The organism is Bacillus sp. CPT56D-587-MTF (genome assembly GCF_058792335.1).
The window spans coordinates 2,466,330-2,491,764 of record NZ_JBYTEF010000001.1; the positions used below are offsets into that span (position 1 = coordinate 2,466,330).

General features: G+C 32.5%; 28 protein-coding genes. 4 read left to right on the forward strand and 24 right to left on the reverse strand.

The window, feature by feature from the left end:
* Window positions 1-7: 7 nt before the first annotated feature.
* Together AC3WVZ_RS12625 and AC3WVZ_RS12630 are read right to left on the reverse strand one after the other, a co-directional pair.
* A complete protein-coding gene (locus AC3WVZ_RS12625) occupies window positions 8-1,384 on the reverse strand; it encodes a sensor histidine kinase (RefSeq protein ID WP_233936426.1) in 1,377 nt (458 codons plus the stop codon).
* A complete protein-coding gene (locus tag AC3WVZ_RS12630; RefSeq protein ID WP_000865977.1) occupies window positions 1,377-2,024 on the reverse strand; it encodes a response regulator transcription factor in 648 nt (215 codons plus the stop codon). Before AC3WVZ_RS12630 ends, AC3WVZ_RS12625 begins: the two co-directional genes overlap by 8 nt.
* A gap of 121 nt (window positions 2,025-2,145) precedes the next feature.
* On the opposite strand from AC3WVZ_RS12630, the gene AC3WVZ_RS12635 reads away from it, so the two are divergent.
* A complete protein-coding gene (locus AC3WVZ_RS12635; RefSeq protein WP_000591778.1) occupies window positions 2,146-2,562 on the forward strand; it encodes a hypothetical protein in 417 nt (138 codons plus the stop codon).
* Between the two features lie 196 nt (window positions 2,563-2,758).
* Here the strand turns inward: AC3WVZ_RS12635 and AC3WVZ_RS12640 are convergent, their stop codons facing one another.
* From AC3WVZ_RS12640 to AC3WVZ_RS12690, 11 genes are all read right to left on the reverse strand, one after another.
* Window positions 2,759-3,253 carry a GNAT family N-acetyltransferase gene (locus AC3WVZ_RS12640; protein WP_002195629.1) on the reverse strand — a complete coding sequence of 165 codons (495 nt, stop codon included), beginning with the start codon at window positions 3,251-3,253 and terminating at the stop codon, window positions 2,759-2,761.
* 287 nt (window positions 3,254-3,540) lie between these two features.
* The gene (locus AC3WVZ_RS12645) at window positions 3,541-4,245 is read right to left on the reverse strand and encodes an alpha/beta hydrolase (RefSeq protein WP_000916629.1); all 705 of its coding nucleotides are present in this window, start codon (window positions 4,243-4,245) and stop codon (window positions 3,541-3,543) included.
* Between the two features lie 55 nt (window positions 4,246-4,300).
* Entirely contained in the window at window positions 4,301-4,960 is a 660-nt protein-coding gene (locus AC3WVZ_RS12650; protein ID WP_000938422.1) for an HAD hydrolase-like protein, read from the reverse strand.
* Window positions 4,961-4,962: 2 nt separating this feature from the next.
* On the reverse strand, window positions 4,963-5,676 hold the full coding sequence (locus AC3WVZ_RS12655) for a 5'-methylthioadenosine/adenosylhomocysteine nucleosidase (protein WP_001082284.1): 714 nt from the start codon (window positions 5,674-5,676) through the stop codon (window positions 4,963-4,965).
* 17 nt (window positions 5,677-5,693) lie between these two features.
* Window positions 5,694-6,443: a WecB/TagA/CpsF family glycosyltransferase gene (locus tag AC3WVZ_RS12660; protein WP_000372664.1), complete on the reverse strand. Its 750-nt coding sequence runs from the start codon at window positions 6,441-6,443 to the stop codon at window positions 5,694-5,696.
* A 12-nt stretch (window positions 6,444-6,455) separates the two neighbouring features.
* A complete protein-coding gene (locus tag AC3WVZ_RS12665; RefSeq protein WP_001158171.1) occupies window positions 6,456-8,039 on the reverse strand; it encodes a M3 family metallopeptidase in 1,584 nt (527 codons plus the stop codon).
* A 290-nt stretch (window positions 8,040-8,329) separates the two neighbouring features.
* The gene (locus AC3WVZ_RS12670) at window positions 8,330-9,190 is read right to left on the reverse strand and encodes a DegV family protein (RefSeq protein WP_000538278.1); all 861 of its coding nucleotides are present in this window, start codon (window positions 9,188-9,190) and stop codon (window positions 8,330-8,332) included.
* A gap of 477 nt (window positions 9,191-9,667) precedes the next feature.
* A complete protein-coding gene (locus AC3WVZ_RS12675; RefSeq protein ID WP_233936428.1) occupies window positions 9,668-10,120 on the reverse strand; it encodes a spore coat protein in 453 nt (150 codons plus the stop codon).
* Window positions 10,121-10,133: 13 nt separating this feature from the next.
* Window positions 10,134-10,334, reverse strand: coding sequence for a spore coat protein W (locus AC3WVZ_RS12680; RefSeq protein ID WP_000342253.1), 201 nt, complete (start codon window positions 10,332-10,334; stop codon window positions 10,134-10,136).
* A 408-nt stretch (window positions 10,335-10,742) separates the two neighbouring features.
* Window positions 10,743-11,515, reverse strand: a protein-coding gene (locus AC3WVZ_RS12685) for an IS5 family transposase (protein WP_425594293.1) whose coding sequence is annotated in 2 segments (ribosomal slippage) — window positions 10,743-11,185 and window positions 11,185-11,515 — 774 coding nt in all. Because the reading frame shifts where the segments join, the coding sequence is not laid out codon by codon here.
* 53 nt (window positions 11,516-11,568) lie between these two features.
* On the reverse strand, window positions 11,569-12,129 hold the full coding sequence (locus tag AC3WVZ_RS12690) for a spore coat protein (RefSeq protein WP_233936429.1): 561 nt from the start codon (window positions 12,127-12,129) through the stop codon (window positions 11,569-11,571).
* Window positions 12,130-12,978: 849 nt separating this feature from the next.
* On the opposite strand from AC3WVZ_RS12690, the gene AC3WVZ_RS12695 reads away from it, so the two are divergent.
* Window positions 12,979-13,410 carry a GNAT family N-acetyltransferase gene (locus tag AC3WVZ_RS12695; RefSeq protein WP_000027166.1) on the forward strand — a complete coding sequence of 144 codons (432 nt, stop codon included), beginning with the start codon at window positions 12,979-12,981 and terminating at the stop codon, window positions 13,408-13,410.
* Between the two features lie 314 nt (window positions 13,411-13,724).
* On the opposite strand, the gene AC3WVZ_RS12700 is transcribed toward AC3WVZ_RS12695, so the two are convergent.
* Together AC3WVZ_RS12700 and AC3WVZ_RS12705 are read right to left on the reverse strand one after the other, a co-directional pair.
* Window positions 13,725-14,495 (reverse strand): GNAT family N-acetyltransferase, encoded by a 771-nt coding sequence (locus AC3WVZ_RS12700; RefSeq protein ID WP_000638727.1) that lies wholly within the window; start codon window positions 14,493-14,495, stop codon window positions 13,725-13,727.
* 310 nt (window positions 14,496-14,805) lie between these two features.
* Entirely contained in the window at window positions 14,806-15,585 is a 780-nt protein-coding gene (locus AC3WVZ_RS12705) for a BC_2878 family exosporium-associated protein (RefSeq protein ID WP_000501707.1), read from the reverse strand.
* Window positions 15,586-15,837: 252 nt separating this feature from the next.
* Between AC3WVZ_RS12705 and AC3WVZ_RS12710 the strand changes: the two genes are divergently transcribed.
* Window positions 15,838-16,158 (forward strand): hypothetical protein, encoded by a 321-nt coding sequence (locus AC3WVZ_RS12710; RefSeq protein WP_001062733.1) that lies wholly within the window; start codon window positions 15,838-15,840, stop codon window positions 16,156-16,158.
* Window positions 16,159-16,212: 54 nt separating this feature from the next.
* On the opposite strand, the gene AC3WVZ_RS12715 is transcribed toward AC3WVZ_RS12710, so the two are convergent.
* From AC3WVZ_RS12715 to AC3WVZ_RS12735, 5 genes are all read right to left on the reverse strand, one after another.
* Window positions 16,213-17,748, reverse strand: coding sequence for an MDR family MFS transporter (locus AC3WVZ_RS12715; RefSeq protein WP_000229620.1), 1,536 nt, complete (start codon window positions 17,746-17,748; stop codon window positions 16,213-16,215).
* Window positions 17,749-17,772: 24 nt separating this feature from the next.
* Window positions 17,773-18,480, reverse strand: coding sequence for a hypothetical protein (locus tag AC3WVZ_RS12720; protein ID WP_000400906.1), 708 nt, complete (start codon window positions 18,478-18,480; stop codon window positions 17,773-17,775).
* 18 nt (window positions 18,481-18,498) lie between these two features.
* A complete protein-coding gene (locus AC3WVZ_RS12725) occupies window positions 18,499-19,209 on the reverse strand; it encodes a bactofilin family protein (protein ID WP_001258384.1) in 711 nt (236 codons plus the stop codon).
* Between the two features lie 13 nt (window positions 19,210-19,222).
* Window positions 19,223-19,846: a YhbD family protein gene (locus AC3WVZ_RS12730; protein WP_000102257.1), complete on the reverse strand. Its 624-nt coding sequence runs from the start codon at window positions 19,844-19,846 to the stop codon at window positions 19,223-19,225.
* Between the two features lie 158 nt (window positions 19,847-20,004).
* Window positions 20,005-21,741 (reverse strand): ABC transporter substrate-binding protein, encoded by a 1,737-nt coding sequence (locus AC3WVZ_RS12735; protein WP_233936570.1) that lies wholly within the window; start codon window positions 21,739-21,741, stop codon window positions 20,005-20,007.
* Window positions 21,742-21,842: 101 nt separating this feature from the next.
* Here AC3WVZ_RS12735 and AC3WVZ_RS12740 point away from each other — a divergent pair, with 101 nt between their 5' ends.
* A complete protein-coding gene (locus AC3WVZ_RS12740) occupies window positions 21,843-23,057 on the forward strand; it encodes an MDR family MFS transporter (RefSeq protein ID WP_001108464.1) in 1,215 nt (404 codons plus the stop codon).
* Window positions 23,058-23,227: 170 nt separating this feature from the next.
* Here the strand turns inward: AC3WVZ_RS12740 and AC3WVZ_RS12745 are convergent, their stop codons facing one another.
* The 4 genes from AC3WVZ_RS12745 to AC3WVZ_RS12760 form a co-directional block, all read right to left on the reverse strand.
* The gene (locus tag AC3WVZ_RS12745; RefSeq protein WP_233936430.1) at window positions 23,228-23,899 is read right to left on the reverse strand and encodes a YjgB family protein; all 672 of its coding nucleotides are present in this window, start codon (window positions 23,897-23,899) and stop codon (window positions 23,228-23,230) included.
* 275 nt (window positions 23,900-24,174) lie between these two features.
* Window positions 24,175-24,321: a hypothetical protein gene (locus AC3WVZ_RS12750; protein ID WP_000959548.1), complete on the reverse strand. Its 147-nt coding sequence runs from the start codon at window positions 24,319-24,321 to the stop codon at window positions 24,175-24,177.
* A gap of 320 nt (window positions 24,322-24,641) precedes the next feature.
* Window positions 24,642-25,037 carry a cytosolic protein gene (locus AC3WVZ_RS12755; RefSeq protein ID WP_233936431.1) on the reverse strand — a complete coding sequence of 132 codons (396 nt, stop codon included), beginning with the start codon at window positions 25,035-25,037 and terminating at the stop codon, window positions 24,642-24,644.
* A gap of 77 nt (window positions 25,038-25,114) precedes the next feature.
* Window positions 25,115-25,357, reverse strand: a complete 243-nt coding sequence (locus tag AC3WVZ_RS12760; RefSeq protein ID WP_000638306.1) for a GlsB/YeaQ/YmgE family stress response membrane protein — start codon at window positions 25,355-25,357, stop codon at window positions 25,115-25,117.
* Window positions 25,358-25,435 lie beyond the last annotated feature (78 nt).

A 25,435-nucleotide genomic window follows, 5' to 3' on the forward strand; every position in this document is an offset into this window, starting at 1 on the left:
ATTTTCATTAGTCCTTTTTCACATTTATATAAAATTGAATTTCTCCATCTATAGAGGAAACTCCATATTCAAAACCATGCCTTTCTAAAATACTTTTCACTATCGCTAAACCTAATCCTGTACCTGATTTTTCTTTACTACGAGAAGATTCTAGTACATAAAAAGGCTCCCAAATTCTCTCGATATCCTTAATTTTATCCGTAGGAATGCCATTTTTTATTTGGAAATATATACTTTTATTTCTATCTTCTAATGTAATTATTATGTTTTGATTTGCTGTATATTTTATCGCATTAGAAATTAAATTTTGAAACACCATTCTCATTTTATTTAAATCTGCATAAACGATTGTATTGCCCGCATTACAATTTACTTGCAAGTTAATTTCTTTCGAATCCAGTTCAATCTGATGCTTATCTAATATACTCTGGACCAGTGGTTCAATGGGGAATTCTTCTTTTTGTAAAATATCTCTTTCTAGTTTAGAAAATCGTAATAGTTCTTCAATTAAGTTTGATATTTGATCTGTTTGTTTAATAATTGTATCTACGTAAGTCCCATCATCTAATCCATCTTTAATCCCCATAGAGTATGCTTTTACTAATGCGATCGGTGTCTTTAATTCATGCGTTACATCACCCATAAATCGTTTTAAATGTTCATTACGATCAGTTAAGTCTTGATGTGCTTCATGTAGTTTTTCACTCATGATATTAATACTATTGGCCAACTCTCCTATTTCATCATTCGTTTTCACTTTCGTTCTTTTAAACTGCAAATGTGAAATATCCTGAGCCACATCACTTAACTCTTTCAGTGGTGTCGTTATTATTTTTGAAAGTATCCACACAAGTAAAATAATAAGAAGGAGCGAGAAACATAGGATATATAAGTAAAATGTATTTAACGTATTTATAATTTCATTTGAATTCGCAATGGAAGTCCCAATTAAAATTATCGTATCATCTTTCGCAATATATTTAGCAAAAAAACTCGCTTTTACCTTTCCTTGATCGTACAGTTTATTCGATTGCCCTTCCGTCTTCACTTTCATAACTTCGTCTTTCGTAATCCAAAGCTTATTTAACGTTACTTTCTTTTTCGTAAGTTGCATGCGTAACGCGTCGTTCATAGCATCTTCTGACTGATTAATTGGCGTATACGCAATTGTAACATTATTTTCACTTTCAATTGTATGAATAACATCTTCTAAATCATTGACTGGCGCATTTTGTATTTGAGTTGTAAATTCATTTAAGTTTTCACGTGTTTTATAAATATTATATTTCGGCAGGAGAAAGTTAATTAATAATAAAGAAATTGTAAATATAAGAATAACGGTTAAAGAAATGCTGAGAAATAGCTTTTTCCCAAGTTTATTCACTTTGTTCCTCCAAACTATAACCCAGCCCACGATGCGTCTTAATAATATCTTCTCCAATTTTTTTACGCAGCCTTCTTACATGTGTATCAACCGTTCTCTCTTCTCCAAAATAGTCAAATCCCCATACAATGTCTAACAATTTTTTACGAGTTAAAATCGTTCCTTTATGATTTAAAAAGCATTTTATTAATTCGAGCTCTGTTTTTGTAATTTCTAACTCTATATCATTTTTATATACTTTATTTTTGGCGAAATTTATCTTTACATCTTGTACTTGAATAATATCATCGTGCTGAATAAGTTTTTTCGCTCGCGTAATTAGTACTCCTGGATGAAATGGTTTTTTCACGTACTCATCTGCCCCACTTTGAAGCGCTGCTAATTCATCTTCGCTTTCACTTTTCGCCGTAAGCATTAATACTTTCACGCTTGAATTCTTTTTTATTTCCTGACAGACAGTAATACCACTATGTTTTGGCATCATCCAATCCAAAATAGCTAAATCAATTTTTTCATCATAAAATATTTGAAGTGCTTCCTCTCCGTCTTTCGCTAATAATACTTCAAAGCCTTCTTTTTCAAAATAAGCTTTTAAAATCCTTAACATATCTTGTTCGTCATCTGCAATTAATACTTTCATATTTTTTCCTCCATTGCTTTTAAACAAAAACCAATTGTATCATACAACATCTTTGTTACATGAATGTGACAGAAAAATATTTAAAGCTTTTGAGGGGATAGTAATGTTGAGGTGTTGTATTATGATAAAAAAAATCGGGGTCATTTCTCTTCTTTTATTTCTATTATCAACAAATGTGTTTGCAAATACAAATCAACAAATTGAAGTATTTGATTGTCAAAAAGAAATGGTCATTCAAAAACAATCTTTAGATCCAGTAATCCAAAAAGAAGCAGTTCAATACGCTAAAGCAATTACTGGTCCATTTAAAAACTTAAATGTCGTTCCAAAAGATGGCTATATGATAAAAATCCCATTATCTAAGCCGGTTTCTATTACTAATCAATGGTTACACACTACAATAGACGAAGTACTTATACTGCTCCCACTAAATGAAAAGCCTTATATTATGCTTTATGATGATGAAAATAATCCGCATTTTTATTATGTAAAAGGTAAACCAGGATTATTATTGAAACAAATGCAGGTTAAAACGTAATTGACTGAAAAGGAGTCACCTTATAAGCTAAATTTTAAAAGCTAAGGTGCTCTTTTTTATAATAACAATTTAGTAAATGAAATTATAAAAGTTGGTTTTTAATATAAGGATCGCAACTTCATATATCAGCGATTTTTAAGATATATCGATTTACCAACAAAAAACCTGTTCGTAGCTATTATTTGGATAGCAATCTCTATAATAGTTTGTAGTGACTCGATCCCTTATATAATCCCCCTTTTACAAATCCATTCGCAGTATAAAACACATCCCCTTGCTTCGTGTCAGTATGTAAAACAATCACTTCAAAATACTTTTCCGCATGACATAATAGTTGGTTTAATAATAAGTTCCCTAACCCTAAACGCCGATAATCCCTTGAAATATAAAATCTCCTTAACCGCCCAATCTTATTGTCTTTTGTGTACGGATCCTCATTTAAACCTCCAACTCCAATTAACATATCACCTTGAAAAATACCATATAAACATTCTCCAGTTTTATTGAATACATTTACTTTGTTTTTATATCCATTTATTAGTCTTATAAGGAAATTAAACCCTTCTTCTTCACTGTCTTGAACGAGATGACTGAATTCATATTCCATTAAATTTTCTATTTGTTGAATATGTATATCTTTCAAGTCCATTCCCCCTAAGTACGAAAATACATAAAAATGCTCGAGAATCATTTATTCTGAGCATTTTTATGGTTGTTACTTTATTTAATTCATAGTATGCATATAATTCACTTCATATGTAAATCGATAATACAGTTAATTAATTTTATTATGAAAATATAAGAGCCTTGCTACAATCTAGTATGTGGTAAGGCTCTTTAAAGTTGTGTAATTCTTATTGAACTAAAGCACCTGTTTACTTAAATGAATACATATACATTTATAATGTCTCTCAAATATAATATCAGTTTATAAATTCACCATTCTTCTCTAGCAAGTATAAGTTAAATTATAATTTGTTAATCGATATGTTTGTGTAACCACTGTTCAAATATTTTTAACTGTTCTTCAGTATGAAGGTAATGTTCACCCGTCTCCATAACTTCTAATTCACAACGATGTTTTTTTGTAAAATAGTTAATAGTTTCAAATTCGCACAGTTCATCCTTAGCTCCGTACATAATATATGTATCTGTATTCCATGTACTAATAGGATGCTCTTTTACATAGCATAAATAATCCCAATATAACTTTTGACCAATAGGTGTCTCTATAGTCATTTCTTTTTGTAAAAGCTCCGGTGTTACATTAAACCATTTCATCATATTTTCTATAATTCGTTCCATATTAACTACTGGTGATAAAAATAATGCCTTTTCTATCACATCATTTTGAAAAGCTAAAAGGCTAAAATATGCTCCCATACTACATGCAAACACGTTTATTTCTTTCCAATGTTCTTTTGCGTAGTTCATAATTATAGATAATTCATTAACACAAAACTGTACTTTACAAGGAGTGTTATCATTCTTTCTTTCTCCATGCTCAGGTAAATCAAAGCTTAATACTTGATAACCTTTTCGATCGGCTTCTTCAGCTACTATTTGAATAACTGCATCTTCCTTATTTGACATATTTCCATGTACTGCAATAAAAATTTTTTCACTCTTATCTCCCCACAAAACCGCAGGAATATTACTAATTTTAAAAATATTTTTAAGCATATTCCCCTCCATAAAATAAGACATATAGGACTCGAAAAAAATGCACACACTTTATTTATCTCTGTACAGCAGGCAGTATCCGCTTTAAATCTATTAAATCATCTATTACTATATCAGCCTGAGCAAGTTCATCTTCTTGCGCAAAATCAAAATTGCATCCAATTGCCAGTAAACCGTTGTCTTTCGCTGCATTTATATCAGATAGCCGGTCACCAACTACGGCTGCCTCTTTTATATCATATTTGTTCATAATACTTTTAACTAAGTCACCTTTATTTAGCGATTGTATTTGTTCGATACTAAACGTTTCAGTCACCCACTTGTCTAAAGCATAATAAGTTACGATTGCTCGTAAATATTCTTTCAAACCATTACTAGCAATGTAAATGGAACAATTATTTTCTTTTATATATGTAAATATTTCTTTTACATTTGGATATAAAGCGCCTTTTCCGCTTTTTATGTTTTCAATTAGTCTATCTAAAAAATATGCATCTGTTTGTTCTCTTATTTCAATAGAATGTTCCGGTAATAAAGCTTCCCAAACTTTCGGTAGCGGCACACCCATAATTTCACGGTATTTTTCAATCGGTGTTACCGTATCCCATAATTGAAGTGATCTTAAGTGATCAAAAGTATCATCTAACGATAATTCTAAAATTTTATCTGTTTGAAATAATGTTCCATCCATATCAAAAATTAATGCTTGTAACATTCTTATCTCTCCTTTTGGACTATAGTTTTACCAGATATATTTTTAAGAATCTCAATAATAATTTCTGAGCAATAATTTGCAGCAGTTTTCGCGAAATTATCATAAGAAACTTGAGCTTCATCATCTGCACTGTCAGAAATACATCGTATAACAAGAAACGGTATATCATTTATGTAGGCAACATGTCCAATTGCTGCACCTTCCATTTCTGTACAATGAGGTGCGTATTCGTCTATTAATTTTGCCTTTAACTTTGAATCTTCAACAAAACATTCACCACTTACAATTCTTCCTTGGTGAGCTTGAATATTTGAACTATTACTGTTACATGCTTTACGTGCTAACTCTATCAATTCCTTACTTGCAATAAACTCCTCTTGAAACGGGAATAATTTTTTCATTTGATTTTTACTTACATCATGATGGGTAACATTCGTTGAAATAACTACATCACCAACTTTTACATCTGGATGTAATCCACCAGCAACGCCCGTATTGATGATAGAGTCTACATTAAATTTATGAATTAATGTTTGCGCACATGCAGCTGCATTTACTTTCCCTACACCAGAACGTGCAATAATTACTTCTGTTCCCATGAATTCTCCAATATAAAATGGCATTCCCGCTATTGTCTGTTCTTCTTGTATTACTAGCTTTTCTAAAAGTAAATCTATTTCAATTTGCATTGCTCCGATAATGCCGGTTCTGTTCATGTATGTAGTCCCCTTTATTAATTAATCCCTTTAATCCTCTCTGACATAACCGACAATAAAAATTTCGGAAGTACAAGTTGTCTCTTTAATCTTTTCGGCTGTGAGAGTAACCTATACAGCCATTCAGTTCCAGTATCCCTCATTATTTTCGGTGCTCTTTTTACAGTACCAGATATTATATCAATCATTCCTCCGATACCAATAGATAGCGGAACGTTTAATGTTTGTATGTTTTCATAAATGAACTCTTCTTGTTTTGGTGAACCTAGTCCTACAAGTAATAAATGCGGTTTGAATTGCTTAATTTTCATTTTTATTTCTTCTATTTCTTCACCATTTACAAATCCATGCTGTCCTTTAAATTGTGCTCCTGGGAACTGCTCATTTAATTTTTCTAATGCCTTTTTATTACTTTCTGGCGCAGCTCCAAAAAGAAAGACACGATATTCATTGTCGTTACAATATTTTATTAAATCGTGAGTTAAATCCGCCCCAGTAACACGTTCTTTCAAAGTTCCTTTTAATATTTTCGAGCCAATTATGACACCAATCCCATCCGCTGTTATTAAATCCGCAGATAGTAACATCTTTTTAAACTCCTTTGATTTTTCCGTATTTTCCTTTGCAGACATAACAATTTCAGGATTTGCAGTTACTACAAACCTTGGTTTCTCTTGTTGTTCATATAACCAACCTTTTAATAAACTTATAGCTTTTGCATATTCTAAAGTTGAAAAAGGTATACCTTTTATAAATTGCTGATCCACTGTACTCTCCCCTTATATAAGCTGCAAATATTCATCAATGTCTTTAGAAATTTGAATAAAAGCTTTATTCCAAAATTCATAATTTCTTATATCTATTTCAAAATGTTTTTTCATAAGCTCCTCTACTGAAGCCTTTCCTGTTTCTCGTAAGAACTCTTTATATTTCGAATGAAAAGTACTTTTACCTTCTTGAGCTATTTCTAATAAGCTAAAACTTACTAAATATCCAAACGTGTATGGATAATTGTAAAAAGGAACATCTGCTATATAAAATTGAATATATTTCATCCATACAAACGGCTGGTATTCACTTAAAGCATTTCCATAAGCTTCTTTTTGTGCAATTATAGATAATTTCTCAATTTCATCAGCACTTAAAGGACCCTCTTTACATTTTTCATAAAATGTTTTTTCAAACTGATACGATGCTCGTATTGCCATTACATAATTAAAACTATTTCTTATTTTCCAGCTAAGTAATGACTTTTTCGTATCTTTACTATCCGTTGTTTCAATTAGATAATTTAAGAGTACCGTTTCAAAGAAAATAGATGCTGATTCAGCCGTACTCATTGGCAAATAATCATCTAAAAAAGATGTAGATTGTTCAAAACTCATATTATAAAAATGCCAAGCATGTCCTAATTCATGAGCGAGCACTCTTACACTATTTATACTCCCATCATAACGAATGGAAATTCGCGATTCTTTCTCACTGAAAAATGGAGCACAAAACCCGCCTGGTGGTTTATTCTCTCTCGGTTCAGCATCTACCCAACCACTTTCTATCGCATTACGTGCAAATTCTGCTAATTCTTCATCAATATTCTTCCATGCATCATAAACGTTTTGTATTGCTACTGAAAAAGGAATCATGACCTCATTACTTTCCTTTACTGTCATAAGTTCATGCCATGTAATCGAAGCTTTCCCTTTCTTATACACGTTTAAAGCACTTACTAATTTATCAAGGTTTTCTTCTGTCGCATTCCACATTTGGAATAATACAGTTTCTGAAATGCCATTCGCATGAAAAGATTGTGTTAAAATCTCTCTATCTTCTATTTCATCACTCTTTGCATTACGCAATCTCCCTACTTGATTTAATACAGTAGCAAAGATTTCTTTTTCCTTATGTAAAGCACATGTTAATGAATCGAATACTTCTAATCTTTCCTTTTCATTATCACTATTCATTGCAATAGTATTTGCTTGTCCAAAGGATAATAGTTTATTATTGTGCTCTATTTCTATCCTATCCCGTAATTGTATGTACATATTTTCCCACGCATTAAGTTCATCTTTTATTAACTTAGTATTATCTGAAGTTTCCACTTCATTATGTTTTATTACTTGCTGTAATTCACTTTTTAGTTCCTTCACTTTCACGGTCAATTTAGTAAGGTCAGATGGAACACTTTCTTCAACCGATCGACAGTACAAATAGTATTCTGCTTTTTCAATAACTTGTATAAGCTTTGAAAGAATCTCTACATCTTTTGTTACAAAATATTGCTCTTTCAACTCCAAAATCGGAAATAGAATATCCTCATTCAAATACAAGCGATTTAAATCCCATCTAGCACTTTCTTGCATTTTTATAGCCACCTCCTATTTTTACAAATAGTTACAGATATTTCTCCACACACAATTATATATGAAATGGAAAAATTTTGATATCTTCAAATATTTAAATTCCTATAAATATATTCTTATTTATACTCTTTTCTTCTACCATTAAGTATCATTACACATATAAAAAATAATCCCTCTACAAGATTGCATTTGATATAGGAAAACTTCAAAGATTTTATCTTCATCAATACCATATCGACCGATTATCACAGATTAAAAAATAAAAAAGGATTGATCAAAAGATCAATCCTTTACTCTACTTCATTTAAGAAAAATAACGTTATAACGCCAGGTCCTGTATGTGCACCGATTGCTGCACCAATTGTATTTACGATAAATACTTCACAGCCAAATCTTTCCGTAATTAATGATTTTAATGCTTCCGCTGTTTCTAAATCGTCACCGTGAGTCATACCGATTGTTTGACCTTTAAGGTCTTTACCACGTTCTTCCATAATATCAACAATACGGCTTAATACTTTCTTTTTCCCTCGTACCTTTTCAAGTGGTACAAGTTTTCCTTCTTCCACGTTTAAGATCGGTTTAATGTTTAGTAAACCACCGATAAATCCTGCGACTTTACTTAAACGTCCACCTCTCACTAAGTACTGTAAGTCAGCTACAGTGAAGATATGTTCCATATGGCTCATTAGAAAATCAACACGCTTTAAAATATCTTCTTTTGATGCGCCGTCTTTTGCCATTTTAGCAGCTTCTAAAACGACAAGACCTTGACCAAGCGAAGCACATTTCGTATCAATAATTTCTAAATCTAAGTTAGCATATGTTTCTTTTACTTCCTCTTTAATGACAACTGATGATTGATATGTACCAGACAGTTCAGATGAAAAAGCTAAATATATACAAGGATTACCTTCTTTTGCATAAGAAACAAATTTTTCTTGGAACGTTTCAAGTGAAGGCAATGACGTTCTATAAACAGCGCCTTCTCTCATTTTTTGCAATAATGTAACTGACTCTAATGTTACTCCATCTAAATACTCTGTTTCTGCTTCATCATATACACGGAGTGGAATTAAATCAATATCATATGCTTGCAGCAATTCTACTGGTAAATCCGCCGCACTATCCGTAATGATTTTAACACCCATTTTTAAACCTCTATTCTGTTATAAATATAAAATAATAAAATAAAAATAGTACTTTTAAATTATATACGTAAAACTTAAATGAAGAAAGGAAAACACTTTATATTGTATGCACTATTCTTCAAAACTTGAACTGTCAATGAAAATGATTCTATTTTAAACACCTTTTTCTTATTATTTTTCTAAAACACGAATAATTTTATAAGTATTTTGTATCATTATATTTTAATTCTTTATCTTAATATAATCTTTTCAAATTCATACTGTTTAAAATTGAAAAGCCAAATCCAATAAAGGAAATGGCTTTTACATTTTCATAAAATAACCAAACTTTATTTTCCATCAAATTGTTTGTTTACATTCATACTTTGGTGATGTTGAATATTAGTCCAGTTATGATAAATATTTATAGCCTGTACTATAATTAAAACAGTGAATATTCACCTGTAAGAATCACTAGATAAAAACAAGTTAAACATTTTATAAAATATTTAATTTTACTAGTAAAGCTAATAAAATTTGGAGAAGAATTTGAACATTTACTGCTATGTCTGTATCCGTAGTCGTAACTGTAACATTTCTAGAATTTCTAATAACAGTTTCTTGTTTATTAATTTGTTTAATAGATGATTTTTGAAACAATTCTTGTGCTACACGGTCAGCTTTTTCACTATCTGCTATAGAAATACTTATTATAACCACGATAGCTGCTTGTAATGCTGCTTGAATAGATAAAGCAGCTTTTGTATCTGTAGTAGTAACTTCTACATCTGCTGAATCTACAATTGTAATAGATTCTTCAGAAATTTGATACGGTTTACTTTCTTGCGCAGCTGCTTCTGAAACGCTAGCATTTTTAAAAGATGGATGAGGATTCGAGGAATCTAATGCACTCCACTTTTTATTTTCATCTGAATGACATGTTTTGTCCATGCGTTCACCCCCTTCAATCTAAATAATTATTAACTTGTGATTGTATTTCAGAAACAATACTTTTAATTTGCTGCTTTTTTTCTGGTGATAAATTTTTTAATTTTTCTTCATTTATCCCATGCCTATTAAAAATATCTGAGAGTAAAAGGTCTATAATTATATTCTTTTGATCCTTATCAAACTTAAAGGAAGAAAATTTGTTTAAATCATCCATTTACAATAGTCACTCCAATCAATTTTCTATAAAAATTTTAAATATCTACGAGCATTATATGTAATGAAATAAAAATTGCTTGGACAAGTAACTTAATCTTCTATTTTCACTTCTTTTTGCTAATAAAATCAAAAGCTGACTTCTAATAAGAAGACAGCTTTCCTTCACTTCACATAAATATAAGTTTCATTACTGTTAAATCATGTATTTTATCTTTATTTGTAGTTTTCCACACTTGCTTTACCATTAATCTTGAATATTAATTCAGTCATAATAAAAAGTCCAAGCTTGTACCACGTATTACAACAAAAAACATTTACTTAGATTGAAAACTTATAGCTAAATATCAATAGGATAGACACTTTATAAAATGTTTAGTTTAACTAGGGTGTGTCTAAAAACTGTTGTTCATTGTGTTAATCGAAAAATGGCAGCGATATACACAAAGGCTAAAAAAGAAGATGCCAGCTTATCATACCGTGTTGCGATTCTACGGAAATGCTTGATTTTATTGAAAAAACACTCCACTAAATGGCGTTCTTTATATAAATACCAATCCACATTCCAAGGAGCTTTCGCATTTGATCTGGGTGGAATGGTATAGGTTGCTTCATGATTGGTAATATAGTTACGAATCGTATGAGAACCATAGGCTTTGTCACCAAGAATATTGCTGCCCTTAATTGGTATTTCATCCAAAAGCTCGCAAACTGGAGTGCTATCAAAAATATTTCCGCCAGTCAAATGAAATAAAATGGGGTTGCCTAAACCATCAACAATTGTATGGATTTTGGTAGTTTTTCCACCGCGACTCATGCCAATATGCTGATGAAACTCATGATTTATGGCCTTTTTTTTGCACCAGCACTATGTTGATGCGCTTTGATACTGGTTGAATCTATGCTGAGATTTTCAAAATCCGGTTCAGCATTTAATTCTTGAAAAATGGTCAGTAGGACACCTTCATCACGCCATTTGCAGAAGCGAGCATACACGGTTTTCCATAAGCCGTAATGGTCCGGCAAATCACGCCAGGGAGCGCCGCTCCTAGCTATCCATAAAATAGCATTGAACATTTCACGATTACTTCTTTTAGGCGGACGACCAGTAGAATACGGTGGGAAAAAGTCTTTGATTTGTTCCCATTGTTCATTTGTAAGTTCGTAGCGGCGTGGCGTCATAGAAAATACCTCTCTCTAAATGGTTTGAGGTAATCCTACCATAGAAATAGTTTTTAGACACACCCTAATAAAGCTAATAAAATTTGAAGGAGAATTTGAATATTCACTGCAATATCTGTATCAGTAGTTGTTACGGTTACGTTTCTAGAATTTTTAATAAATGTTTTTTGTCTATTAATTTGTTTAATAGCTGATTTTTGAAATAATTCTTGTGTTATTTTATCTGCCTTTTCACTATCTGCTATAGAAATACTTACTACAACTACGATAGCTGCTTGTAATGCCGCTTGGATAGATAGCGCAGCTTTTGTATCTGTAGTAGTAACTTGTACATCTGCTGAATCAACTATTTCAATATATTCCTCAGAAATTTGATCGATTTCATCTGTTTGTATAGCTTCCTCTAAAAAATTTGCATTTTTACTAAACGAATAATCATTTAATGATTCGCAATCTTCTTTTTTCGGATCGCAATCCTCTTTTTTTAGCTCACAATCCTCTTTTTTTGGCTCACAATCCTCTTTTTTTGGCTCAGGAACTCGTTTTTTCGGCTCAAACTCCCGGTTTAATGGATCCCGATTTTTCTTTCGTCTACAAACTTCACATTCACACATAAAATCACCCCTTTTAGTCTTAAAAATTAGCAATATTAAAATATTGACTAACTAATAGCATTTTATGTATTTTTTAAAAATTTGTTTGGACAAGTAACTTAATCTTCTACTTCTTTTTCTAATAAAAAAAGCTGCCTTCTAATAAGAAGACAACTTTCTTTGTGACTACTCTAGAATAGATTTCATACAATATAATTGTTCCTTCCTTATAACCTGAGTTCGTCACTTTAGTTATAAAAATGTGGGTATATCCTATACCTTTTTTAGGGACCATCCATAATTTATTTCATAAAAAGTGCTTTGTTTTACTGAAAGGTGGTTGCGGAAACAACCGCCTTTTTATTCGGAACAAAATAAAACTTTTATATAAAAGCCCCATACTTAAATACACTAAACTTCATATAATATATTGCATCCTTTCTTTTTAGAATAAGTAGTCGTTTACTGAAGGGCACTTTTCGAAGTGCTCTTATCTTTAATCCCCCTCTTTTTCAGGAAGAGTTTTTTACTAAACCCTAATATGATTTGTATCACTAAGGCTAGGGATTACGACATTTCCTTAATAACTTCAATGAATATAGTAGCTACTAATTAAAATACCCCTATGATCTTCTCTACACTTAAACCATCGTGCATTACCGAACACATGAATTAATTTTTATTTTGACTATGTAACACTAAATTCACAAGATTATTATCCTATGTTTGATGAAGCCATCATTTCAATGCCAGCAACCCCACACTTTTAACTAATAACTTAAACAAATGGGCTACCTCAAGGTTCCTTTGATATAGTATGTTATGTTCTATATAATGAAGAGAGCGCTAGTATTCCGAAGGAGGATATATATGAGTATTCAATTGGCCACATCTAACGATTTAAAATGGATTAATAGTCAATATGACTCAATAGGATTTGTACGAAGTGATTTAAAGAGAGATAAAGTTGCAATTATTACATATAACAACGAGTATGCAGGTGTTGGCCGATTAGTCCAAATAGATGAAGATACTTTAGAAATGGGCGGGATTTTTATTCTGCCTCAATTTAGAGGGCTTCAATTAGCTGGTGAGCTTGTTTCATTTTTAGTAGAAACTGCGAAAAAATCACAAATACAAAATGTATATTGTCTTCCTTTTGAGGAATTAGAAAACTTTTATAAGAAATATGGATATACTGAAGTCGATACTACGACAGAAGCAGTCCATCCAATTATTCTAAAAAAATATAATTGGTGTTTGGAGAACTACGATAAACACGTTCTACTATTTAAATTGTAAATGTAATAAAGTGAAACTTTAATCAGTGGGAGTTTTAATCAAATCTCTCACCAATCGGGCTTTGATTAAAACTCTATGTTCCGTCAATACTATAGATAATATGATTGTATTTCTCCATTCCCCCTTGGAGAGGAGCAGTTGGCTTTTGCTAGCTGCTCTTTTATTTTTTCAAAAAGTCACATAAATATCTTTAATTCCAAACATTCAAAAGATAAAATATGATATGATTGTTATGAAGATATTTACCAACTAATAAATGCGCCCTAGACTTACGTACTAGGGCGCATTTATTTTTTAGTATGTAACTCCTTCACTCATCTATTATCCACAAAATAAGTATCATATGCCTTATCAAATTCATATCCTAACTTTTCTGCTAGTTTAGCAGATGTAGTATTCGCTGCGTCCCAGTTTGGATACTTTCCATTTTCTAAGCAATCCAATATAAGAGCTGCACTTACTACAGTTGCCAAGCCCTCTCTTCTATGATTGTGATCAGTCGCAACTTCAATTTCAATCCCATCATTATAAATACTATACGAGGATGCACCGCATACAACTTCTCCGTTATATAAAATGCTATAACCTATACCACGGTTTATATAATCTTCTACCGAATGAAATTGACTTGTGAAATCTTCAGATATCTTATGTAATGTAGGGCTATTTGCGATATGCTCGTCTATTCTTCTTAACTCATATTCTTTTGGAAGTGCTGATATAAAAGATTTTAATTTTGAACGATTAAAAACTTCTGGATTTCGTTTGAATTTATAACGTAAAAACTTATCTATTTTTCTTTCATGGAATGTTTCTAAGCGTTGTTTCCACTCTTCACTATTCACGATAACTAAAATTCTTTCTGGAATATTACGTAATAACTCTTCTGTTTCTTTCGTATTTGGGTCTCCAGCGTAAAATGTAAAAATCCCTACCGTAACTTGTGCTACTTTTGGATTTTCAAGATCATTTACCCAAGCAGTACCCATATGCCCTTGTAAATAAGAAAGTAAAACAACGTTATTGAAATCCTCAAACATAGAAACTAGTTTTTTTCTTGTATGTATATTCGCTTCATATATCATTTACATTCCCGCCTTCTTTAGAATCAACTACTCTTAACATTTTCATGAGCGCTCCATAATTCGTATTCATATACATACCCACCTGTTCATCATAAAAGCAATTGACTATTAAATTAAAACTTTGAATATTTATAAAATATCAGTAAACATAAAATGATTATAACATCTACTAACTATGAAATGATCAACATATAAAATAAGTCAACAATAAATATATTTCTTACCCGTTAACAAACGGTTTGAAGGACCAACATAATTAATTATGTAACAACCCTCAACAATAGTTTGAGGGTGCATTTAAATACATGTGTTATAACTCATTTTTATAAATAAAAGATTCCGTCTCACCGTTCTTATATACTTTAGTCAATTTAACAACTGATTTGTACGTGTTAACGTCATCCTCTATCATTTTTTTCATCTCTTCTATTTCGGCATCACCAGTTCCGCCCTCTATTTTTAAACAGTTCGAAATGGAAAGGTATCCGCTTGATGCCAATATAAAAATAAAAATCGTATCAGGAAAATTAATAAATAATAATCCGTAGTTTAAAGGGTCTCCAGCTAGATGTGATAAAAGTAATCGAAAACCTACCAGTTCAGGTACTTGAACAAAATCTCTAGAAACTTTCGCCTCACCTACTATAGTAATTTGCTTTACTACATTCCCGAGATCATCTGTAAATTCAGTACATCTAGGTGGATTAATTGTTGTTGCTTGGAAAGACACATTTAATTCAGGATTGTTAAAATCGAAAAAGATTGTACTCCCCTCCGTTAAACAATGCGGGCAAACATTTCCTAGCAAGCTAAAGTCCTCTTCAATATATTTAACTTTTGTTTTGCAACTACATACTTTCCCTATTCGAATTGCATCAATCTTTGAACAATCGACAAATATAACCTCATTGTCTTCTTGTACGAATGATACGATACCTGTTTTCTTATTAAATGAAAGAAAATAAGATACAGCAATTTCGTTTCCTGCTATTATGATACTTTCAACTTTTGTATACGGTTCTAGACTCTGTAAAAACTCACATATACTATTTTGGCAACACCCACAATCACGTTTCGGTTCACACCCCACTTACACTCCATCCCTTCTCTATATAGAATTGCTACTACATATATATGAGAAGAAAATAAGAAAAGCTTGGACAATATAACGTTAACGTAGCAATATCGTTACCTAATCGTACATTTATATGGAAATCACACCATTTTTGAGTAAGGACACATAAATTTTACTATAAATACATATAACAATTTCATCTTTCATGAAAAAAACGTTATAATAAGGTGTAGCCTCTACGATTACGTTATAAAGGAGATTAAAACAATGGCTAAAATTAAAGTATACCAAGCAAAAGAGGAAAATATGGAAGCAGTAAAAAACATCATTGATGTTGAGGAACAAAACCCAACTGCTGAAAACTTACAAAATCTATACGCATGTGTATTAGATACTGAAGATATGGCATTGCCTGAATCATACATTGAAGAAGATATCTTAATTGATTCTATTGAAGTTATGGTTAACGCTTCTCAAAGCAAAGTAAGAGACTTAGGTGCTTACGATGTAATCGAAGTTCAAAACAAAGGTAAGAAAACACAAATTTTACTATTAGCAGACGAAGAATACGAAATTATCGAAGGCTAATCTAAATCCGTACATACGAAAAAGCTCCTTTCCAATTAGAAAGGAGCTTTTTCATTACGCTTTTGATGTTTCACTCTTTTTATTCGTTTGTTGTTTCTTAATTACCATGCGCTCATTTCCCATAAAGAAAATAAATATGAATGCTAATCCAGCTGGTACCAATGCCCACATGAATGTTTGAACAATTGAACTAGAAAGAGCGTCAATAATCTTATCTAATATTTGCGGAGGGATTTGAGATCTTGCCGATTCTGATAGAATAGCTCTTGAATCCCCTAAAGCGTTTGTATTCATTCCCCCGCTCATCCCTTTAAATGCTTCTTCTAATTGATCTTGGAAACCTGTTCTTTGGATCATTCCGAAGATTGTAATGCCTAGTGTCATTCCTAACGAACGAATGAAGTTACTCGTTGAAGTCGCAGACCCGCGCTGTTCCATACCGAAGTTGTGAATAGCTGCCATACTTAGTACAGAGAATGAGAAACCGACTCCAAATCCGATAATAATCATATAAACTGTTAATAATACACGACTTGTTTCTGGTGTTAACGTGCTTAATAAGAATAGTCCAATTAGCATAATAACCGCAGAAATAATCATAATGTTTCGGTAGCTAAGTTTAGTTGTTAAAAATCCGCCTAACTGCGCTGTTACGACTGATCCTAACATCATCGGTAAAAGTAATAATCCTGAGTTTGTTGCGGTACCACCGTATACACCTTGAATAAATAACGGAATGTACACAGTTGCTGACATAAATGCAGCACCGTAACATAAAGCAATAATTGTACTCATTCCGAATAAGCGCTGCTTAAACATCTCAAATGAAATAATTGGTTCTTCTACTTTTCGTTCAATAAAAATGAATGCGATGATTAAAATAGCGAATCCACCAAATAAGCTTAAAATAAAGCTAGAATCCCAATCATATTTTTGTCCGCCTAGTTCAAGCGCAAACATTAAAGAAACTACTGCACCAACTAAAGTAATTGCACCAAACCAATCAATCTTTTGCTTCCTATGAACGCGTGATTCTTTATAAAAGAATGTAATAAAAATAAGTGCTAAAATGCCAAGTGGTAAGTTAATATAAAATACCCAGTGCCAGCTAATGTAGTCGGTAATATATGCGCCAAGTAATGGCCCGAAAATACTAGATAATCCAAATACCGCTCCGAATAAACCACCCATTTTCCCGCGTTTTTCAGGTGGGAAAATATCAAAAACGATAGTAAACGCGATTGGCACTAATGCCCCGCCGCCAATACCTTGAATGGCACGATAAATACCTAACTGTGTAATATTTTCAGCAGTACCACAAAGTGCCGAACCAATCATAAAGACAATTAAACCGAAAATAAAGAATCTCTTTCTACCATACATATCTGATAGCTTACCGAAAATCGGCATGCCTGCCATTTCTGCGACCATATAGGCAGAAACGACCCATACAAAGTTTTCGAGGCCTCCTAAGTCACCAACGATTGTTCCCATCGCCGTTACGACAATGGTATTATCCATCGATGCCATTAAAATACCTAGCAATAAGCCCGCCACAACAAAGCCGAGCTTATTATTCTTCTCAACCATATCTCTTGCTCTCCCTCATACTACTTATATTTGTTTATGTTCTTTTACGACTGCATTACCTTTTTGATTAAAACTAGTATGATATTCTACAACACTAATTTCACATCCAGGACCAATTGTGACGTTGTTGCCTCTTACAACTTCAGCAATCGTATGTTCTAAATAGATATCATCTCCTTCAACAATCGAAGTTTGGAGGTTTCCAGCATGACTAGTAAAAGGAATAAATCTCGCTTTTTTACGAACAGTAATCTTTTTACCACCAATTTCTCTTACCTTACTGCCTTCATAACGAAGTGAGATTTGAATATTTTCAGCATTAAGTAATCCATCACTTTCAAGACCACCAGTTAATGATAAATCTTCTACTTCAATATCTCCTTTTACATTTAAAGCACCTTTTACATCTACGAAATCACCTGAAAACTTTCCTGCAATATCTATCATACCTCTAACTTTTGTTTTTTCAATATGAGCATCACCATGAATTTGTGTATTACCATATACTTTTACATATTCCGCATCTACATTTCCTTGTACTTCGTTATCTCCATATACGACATAATTTTTCACTTTCACATTACCGCGTACATCACTCGTTCCGTACGTTTTAAACTCATTGCAACTCATATCATTCGTAATTGTTCCTTCACCGCGAATCTTCACTTTATTATAATCTCCGCCTGCTGAATTACCAGAACCATTTACTGTGAGACTATGTGGATGTTCCATATTGATTTCTCCCTTCCGTTAAACTTGCTTAATTTCTTTTACATTTGCATTTTTATCAACAGTAAGAACACCGGTATATTCAATCAGTTCAATCTCACAGTTTGCTCCTACTGTAACATTGTTTCCTCTTACCGTTCTTATGTGAGCATAATCAATATCGATATTGTCACCTTCTAATAGTTCAGCTTCTAACTGCAAGCCAAATACTGTTTTAAATAGCCTACTAAATGTACCTGATCTATGTCTTACTTTAATCGTTTGACCACCAATTTCTTTCGCTCGACATGTACCGTGAATATTTATATTAATTTCATCTGCGCTTAATAAACCACCGATTGTAAATTGTCCTTCTGAAGAAAAAGTATCCACTTCACAATTACCGTCAATTGTAGCTTGACCATTGACTTTAAATTCTTCACCAGTGACATTTCCACCTATCGTACCTTTTCCTGCAATTTTCAAACTGTTTGCTTTTACATTTTGCGTAATTGTTGCTTTTCCATCAATTCGCATCGTTTCAGCATGAACTGTGCCATCAACTTTACCAGATCCGCTAATTCGTGCACTGCTACTTTTCAAATCGCCAGTAACTGCACCGTAACCGTTACATTCAAATTGCTCACATTCAACATTTCCATTCACAGTTCCTTTTCCGTTTAATTGCACTTTATGAAACTCGCCACCATTCGATGAACCGTAACCATTTATAATCAAATTATCTGTACGCATACTTTCTCCTCCACTACAACAATTTAGTTTTTAATGCTTCGGTATATTTCATAATCGCTTCGCGTAAAACGATTTTGGTGCCTTTTTCAAAAATTAAATCGTCCACGTTTGAAACTAATAAACATGTAGAAATACCTAACTTTCGGACAATGATTAAGTCACAAGTTTTATGTTTCATTGCTTCATAATTTTCACGTAAAACTTGCAAGACCATTTTTCCTTCTTCTAAACTAATCTCTCCTGATTGTAGTAATTCTTCTAACATGTACACATAAAGAATGTCTACAAATTGAAACTCTGCTGTTTTATTCGTTTGTTCTATGAAAAATTGTAAAACTGGTTCTGATGCAATCCCCTTGCGTAAAATCTCTTCCTTTGTTAAAAGAATTTCTCTCACACTCGGTGAAAACATGTTCGCTAGTTCATCAAGTGATAAATCCTCTTTCATCGTTTGGATTTTATCGATACGCTCTAATATCTTTTCTTTCGGAAAAAATGTCTCTTGACCTGTAAACGTTGATTTTCGTACAAACCAATCTTCCGGAATTAAATTTTTTCTTTTCCACCTATATAACTGTCCGTATGAAATACCAGTTAGTTCTAATAAATCTTTTTTTGAAATTAAATCTGTACTCAACTGTATAACACTCCTTCCTGATAACAATGTAACATAACACTGTTACGCTGTAAATAGACTTTTATCACAAGTAGCGTAACAATGTGTAAAACAAACCTATTCTCACATACAAAAAGGCTCTTACACATCTTATGAAAATGTGCAAAAGCCCTTATATATCAAGATTTAAACCAAATATTATAAAAATCAATCCAACCTTGTGAATTAATCATTATATTTTGAACTTTTTCATGTGTACTTACCTCTTGTTTATTACGATATAAAGGAATAATATGAATTTGACGTAACAAAGTATCCTCGATATCGCGTAACAGTGTAACTCTTTTCTCTAATTCTTCTTGTCTAAAATAAGGAGACAACTTTTCATGAAAGTCCATGCTGCTTTGTCCATGAATAAAACTATTTTTTGTAAGAAACATATATAATAAACTATCTTCTATTCGTTCACTTATTGTGGCACTATCATGCATCATATCGGCCTTTTGTATCGTACTTACTTCCAATAGCTCTTCTATCTCAAGAAAATTATTTTCTACACGAATCCCGTACTTCGCACACTCTTTTTGTATCCATTGTGCCTCTTCAACATGATCTCGTCCTGTAAATGTGTAGAGTTGTAGCACTTCACTATGATAAGTACTCCTTTTAATTAAACTTTCGATATCTTCGTCAATATCTACTATGCTTTCATTTGCTAATATTAGTTTCTTTGCCACTTCTCCACGTTCTCCGCCGAGTTCTTGAACGATTGTATAACCATGAATGATTTGATATAACGCTTTCCGAAATAACGCATCTTGCATTGGTCCTTCTTTCGTAAGATTACATGTTATATATGTCACGTTCGACTCAAGCCGGGACAATTCTTTATTATGTTTTTCTTTATCTTTATACTGCGCCTTTACTAAAACATCGTATGTACTTACACCTTGTTCTACATTCCACAACTCAATACGATCTAAAAAAGGTCTTTCACGAAAATATAAAGGATGTCCTTCTAAAATGAACAGATTTTCATTACTTTTATATAATTGAAAAGGCCCTGTTCCAATTAACCCTCCTGCTTCATCTTCATTCACGATAGAACACTGTTCTGCACTTAGCATATGTAAAAACATTCGATTTTCCGTATGTAATTGAATTTCGAAAACGTAGTCATCCACTGAACGGATATTTTCAACGTGTTGTAACATCCATGCGTGTGCATTATTTTCCAGCTTCATAAATCGATTCAACGAGTATATAACATCATGTGCAGTAAGTTGTTTTCCATTATGAAAGTGAACTCCTTTTCGTAAGTAAAACGTCCATATTTTTTCAGCGTCATTATATTCCCAGTGAAATGCAAGTCTTGGCTCTATAATGTTTGTATTACCGTCTACATACACGAGTGTGTCGAATATATGTTTTACCATATGGCATTCCGAACGCATTGTAGCGTATACAGGATCTAATGTGATATCTAAATTCATTTGTACTTGCAACCGGAGTACATCTCTTCTCCCTTCAGATGTCATTTCAACCTTATGACCAAATATTGAATCCACCCAGGAGTGATATTCTCCCTTTATCGATGGAAAATGTGAGCTATAGCGTTCCACAAATATGCTTCCGCTTTTCACATCCCCTTTTTTCGTTATTTCTTTTCCTCTATCTAAAATTAAAGACATCGGGTGCTTTTGAAATATTAACTTAGAACGATTTCCTCTGCCGCGACCTGGAAACCACTTAATCCAATTTAACTCATCTAATTTTTTTATAATTAATTTACTATTACGCTCTGTACAAAATAGTGTTCTAGATATATTTTGCACTGTTACTTCCAATCGTTCTCCCTCTTTTTTCCCTTTTCCATAAGCAATCCATAGTTCAATGTATTGATCTAAAATAAACATCATACTCCCCCTAAAAGGTGAAAAATACTCCCTATTGTTTCTACCCTTTTTCCAACTCTCCTTTCATCTTATCATTTCAATATAGAAAGGAGGAATTAATATTGAATTATCTCTTACTTCGTTACAATAAACCTATTTTCATTAGACTGTGCGGTGAATTATTAACCCGAACGACTGAATCTATGTTAGCTCTCATTATGATTATTTACGTCAATAAAATGTTAAACGGCAATGTAATAATAACTATGCTGATTTTCGGACTGCAGCCACTTTCAGACATTTTATTTACACTTATTGCTGGAGGAATTACTGATAAATATGGCCGAAAAAAGATTATGTTACTCGGATTATTACTACAAGGTGTTGCAATCGGTAGTTTCGTTTTCGCTCAATCCGTTTTTATATTTGCACTGTTATATGTTATTAATGGTATTGGCCGTTCCTTATACATTCCAGCTCAGCGTGCACAAATTGCTGATTTAACAAAACAAGAGCAGCAAGCAGAGATTTTTGCTCTCCTACAAACGATGGGAGCAATCGGATCCGTAGTCGGCCCTTTAATCGGTGCAAGTTTTTATAATACTCACCCAGAATATTTATTTATCGTGCAAAGTGTAACTCTTACGATATATGCTGTTGTTGTTTGGACCCAGCTCCCAGAAACTGTTCCACCTATAAGTAAGTCGAAACAAACAGTTGAGGCAAGTTCACCAAAGCAATTTGTTTTTAAACATTACGCCATATTCGGTCTTATGGTTTCTACACTTCCTATTAGCTTTTTTTATGCACAAACTGAGACGAATTATCGTATTTTTGCAGAACATGTATTTCCTAATCTCGTATTCATACTCGCATTTATTTCAACATGCAAAGCCATTTTGGAAATCATTCTACAAATCTTCCTCGTAAAATGGTCTGAACGATTTTCTATGGCGAAAATCATCCTTATTTCTTACGCCTGCTATACAATAGCTGCAGTTGGCTTTAGTTATTCAACGACGATATTGTCGTTATTCTTCACCTTACTCTTTTTAGTCATTGGAGAAAGTATTGCTCTAAACCATTTATTACGATTCGTTTCAGAAATTGCACCTCATGATAAACGTGGTTTATATTTTTCAATTTACGGTATACACTGGGATATATCTCGAACGTGTGGACCAGTTATTGGCGCAGTTATATTAAGTAAGTTAAATGGAAGTATGCTGTTTTATATTTGTGCTAGCTTCTTATTAGTTGGAGGTATTGTTCAAGCGCTATTTGTTCAAAGTTTGGAACGTAAAAAAATCGTGAACCATCCTACACATAATTTATAGGTTACTACTTTTTCAGTAGATCAACATTTCTTATTGGATAAATGCTAAAAAATAAAAGTGAAGTATTTCGCATATGAAAGTATGTTTTATATGACAGGAGACATTCCTTGTTTACAACTAAAAACACCTCACTTCAAGAAAGTGAGGTGTTTTTGAAATCACTTAATTTCTTATCCTGCCATTTTATTAATACTATCCTCTGGCGAAAATACGGAAATATGATCGACCTTACCAGTCGATTTTGGAATGACAAATTTCAATTCATACTGGTTATTTACTTTGTATACATATATTTTATCTTCACCATTCTCTTTAACTGAAGATGGTTTTCCTAATGCTTTTTCAATTTCTTGTAATGTAATCAATTTTAGTTCCGCATGATATGAGCGTACATCAAAAACTTGTGACCCTTTATTAAATCCGAAAACAACATTTTTATTTGTAAAAGTTGCGTACATTCCATTCCCTGTATATTCGGTTTTATTTGATTTCCCCCACGCTTTTTCAATTTCTTCAATATCCCCTGTATGGGCTCCAAATGGCACATTAGGTACCTTTCCTTCTTTTGCTAGTTCAAACAAATCTTTAACGTGGTTAATTGATTTTTGATTAAGTATTCTATCTTTCGAATCTTGCTCAGCTGATGGTTTTGTTGTTTTTTCATTACTTGGTTTTGCTTCAAGATTTTTCTTTTCTTCTGAAGAATTACTTTGTTCATTTTTATGATTTTCCGAGGCTGGATTTGCTTCCTTTTTTTCGTCTGTCCCTTTACATGCTGCTAATGCAAATGTGCATGTAAAAGCAAGAAATAACATAACTATTTTGAAATATACTTTCATCATTTTTACCCCCTATTGTATTTTATTCATTTCGATAATCAACCGGATGCGAAGTATAGTATTAATTAAGGACTTCTAATTCTAAATCGTCACTTTCCCATAATTTAAAAAAACTTGGAATTATATTGTTAATCATCGTATTCATCTCCTTCTTTAAACCTTCTCTTCTCGATGATAATATCCTCTATCTATAACTTAAAACATGCTGTCACAACAGCTCCTTGAAACAAAAAAAACAGTAGGAAGTGATTACTCTTTTCCTACTGGTTGAAATGAAATTAAACGGTAAATCTTAGCTTCTTAAAAAATGTAGCGATAGTGTTTTTTACTGTTTCAAAATTATAAGCAAACGTGTTATCTCCACTTAATGATGAAATACATGTTAAACCTGCAGCTTTAATAAAAGCTTTTACATCTACAAGCATAGAATTAGCCTCCAAGAATTTAATTACAATCATTATAACAGGTGTTTTACGACGCTAACATGAAAGTAATAAATAAATTTCTATTATTAATTTATCCCGCTATTTGCTGGGCAGTAAGATCCCCACCTCAAAATTCAGCGGAAACAAAGAAGTTAGGTGGGGGCCCTGCTGCCCGTAAAAGCTAAATTGGTGAGGGCTGATAATCAGTGGGAATGAACAAAACCCCCACTGATTAAAATTTCACCTTATTTAGCTTACAGTACACCATTTCAATGTCATATAAAAAAGCTGCCCAAAAAGAGCAGCTTCAAATATGTATATTACACTTCAATTGATTTACCATCTTCAACAATATGATAAAGTAAATGCGCTAAATGATGAATTGGACCGTATTCTTCCTCTTCCTCATCTGTTTCGCCTTGGAATTCAAGATCGTTTAAGTATAGTGCTAAAAATTGATAGTATAGTTTTAAATCAAATCCGTAGCATGCAGTTGGTTCTTCATGATCCCCTTCATATTGTAACATTAAGTATTGATCATTTCCTTCTGCATCTTCTGCATCAAAGAATGCGAAGAAGCCAACGTTTGTATCTAAATCAAATAAATGACGAGTACCTTTTTCAGTTGCTTTATTGAAGTCCTCTTCACTTAATTTATGTACTGTTGTCGCTTTTGCATTATCTTCTTGATGGAAATTTACTGTAAATGATTTCAATGCTGACACCTCCTGATTGTATAATACTAGCATAACATATAAAAAGGACTGCTTACAAATGTAAACAGTCCTTACATTCATTTTCGCATTGCTCGTAATAAGAAGCTTACGATGAAAATTAAAATGATCGCACCGATTAAAGCTGGAATAATTGCATATCCGCCAATGACTGGACCAAAACTACCAAGTAATTTCGAACCAACCCAAGAACCGATAATACCAGCAATAATATTACCAATTACACCACCAGGTACGTCCTTTCCAGTAATTAAGCTCGCAAGCCATCCTAATATACCACCGACGATTAAAGACCAAATCATATAATAACCTCCTTTACATTTCACCAATCAAAATATAATTAGAAACAATTGCTTACCATTAGTTATGTGACATTTTTC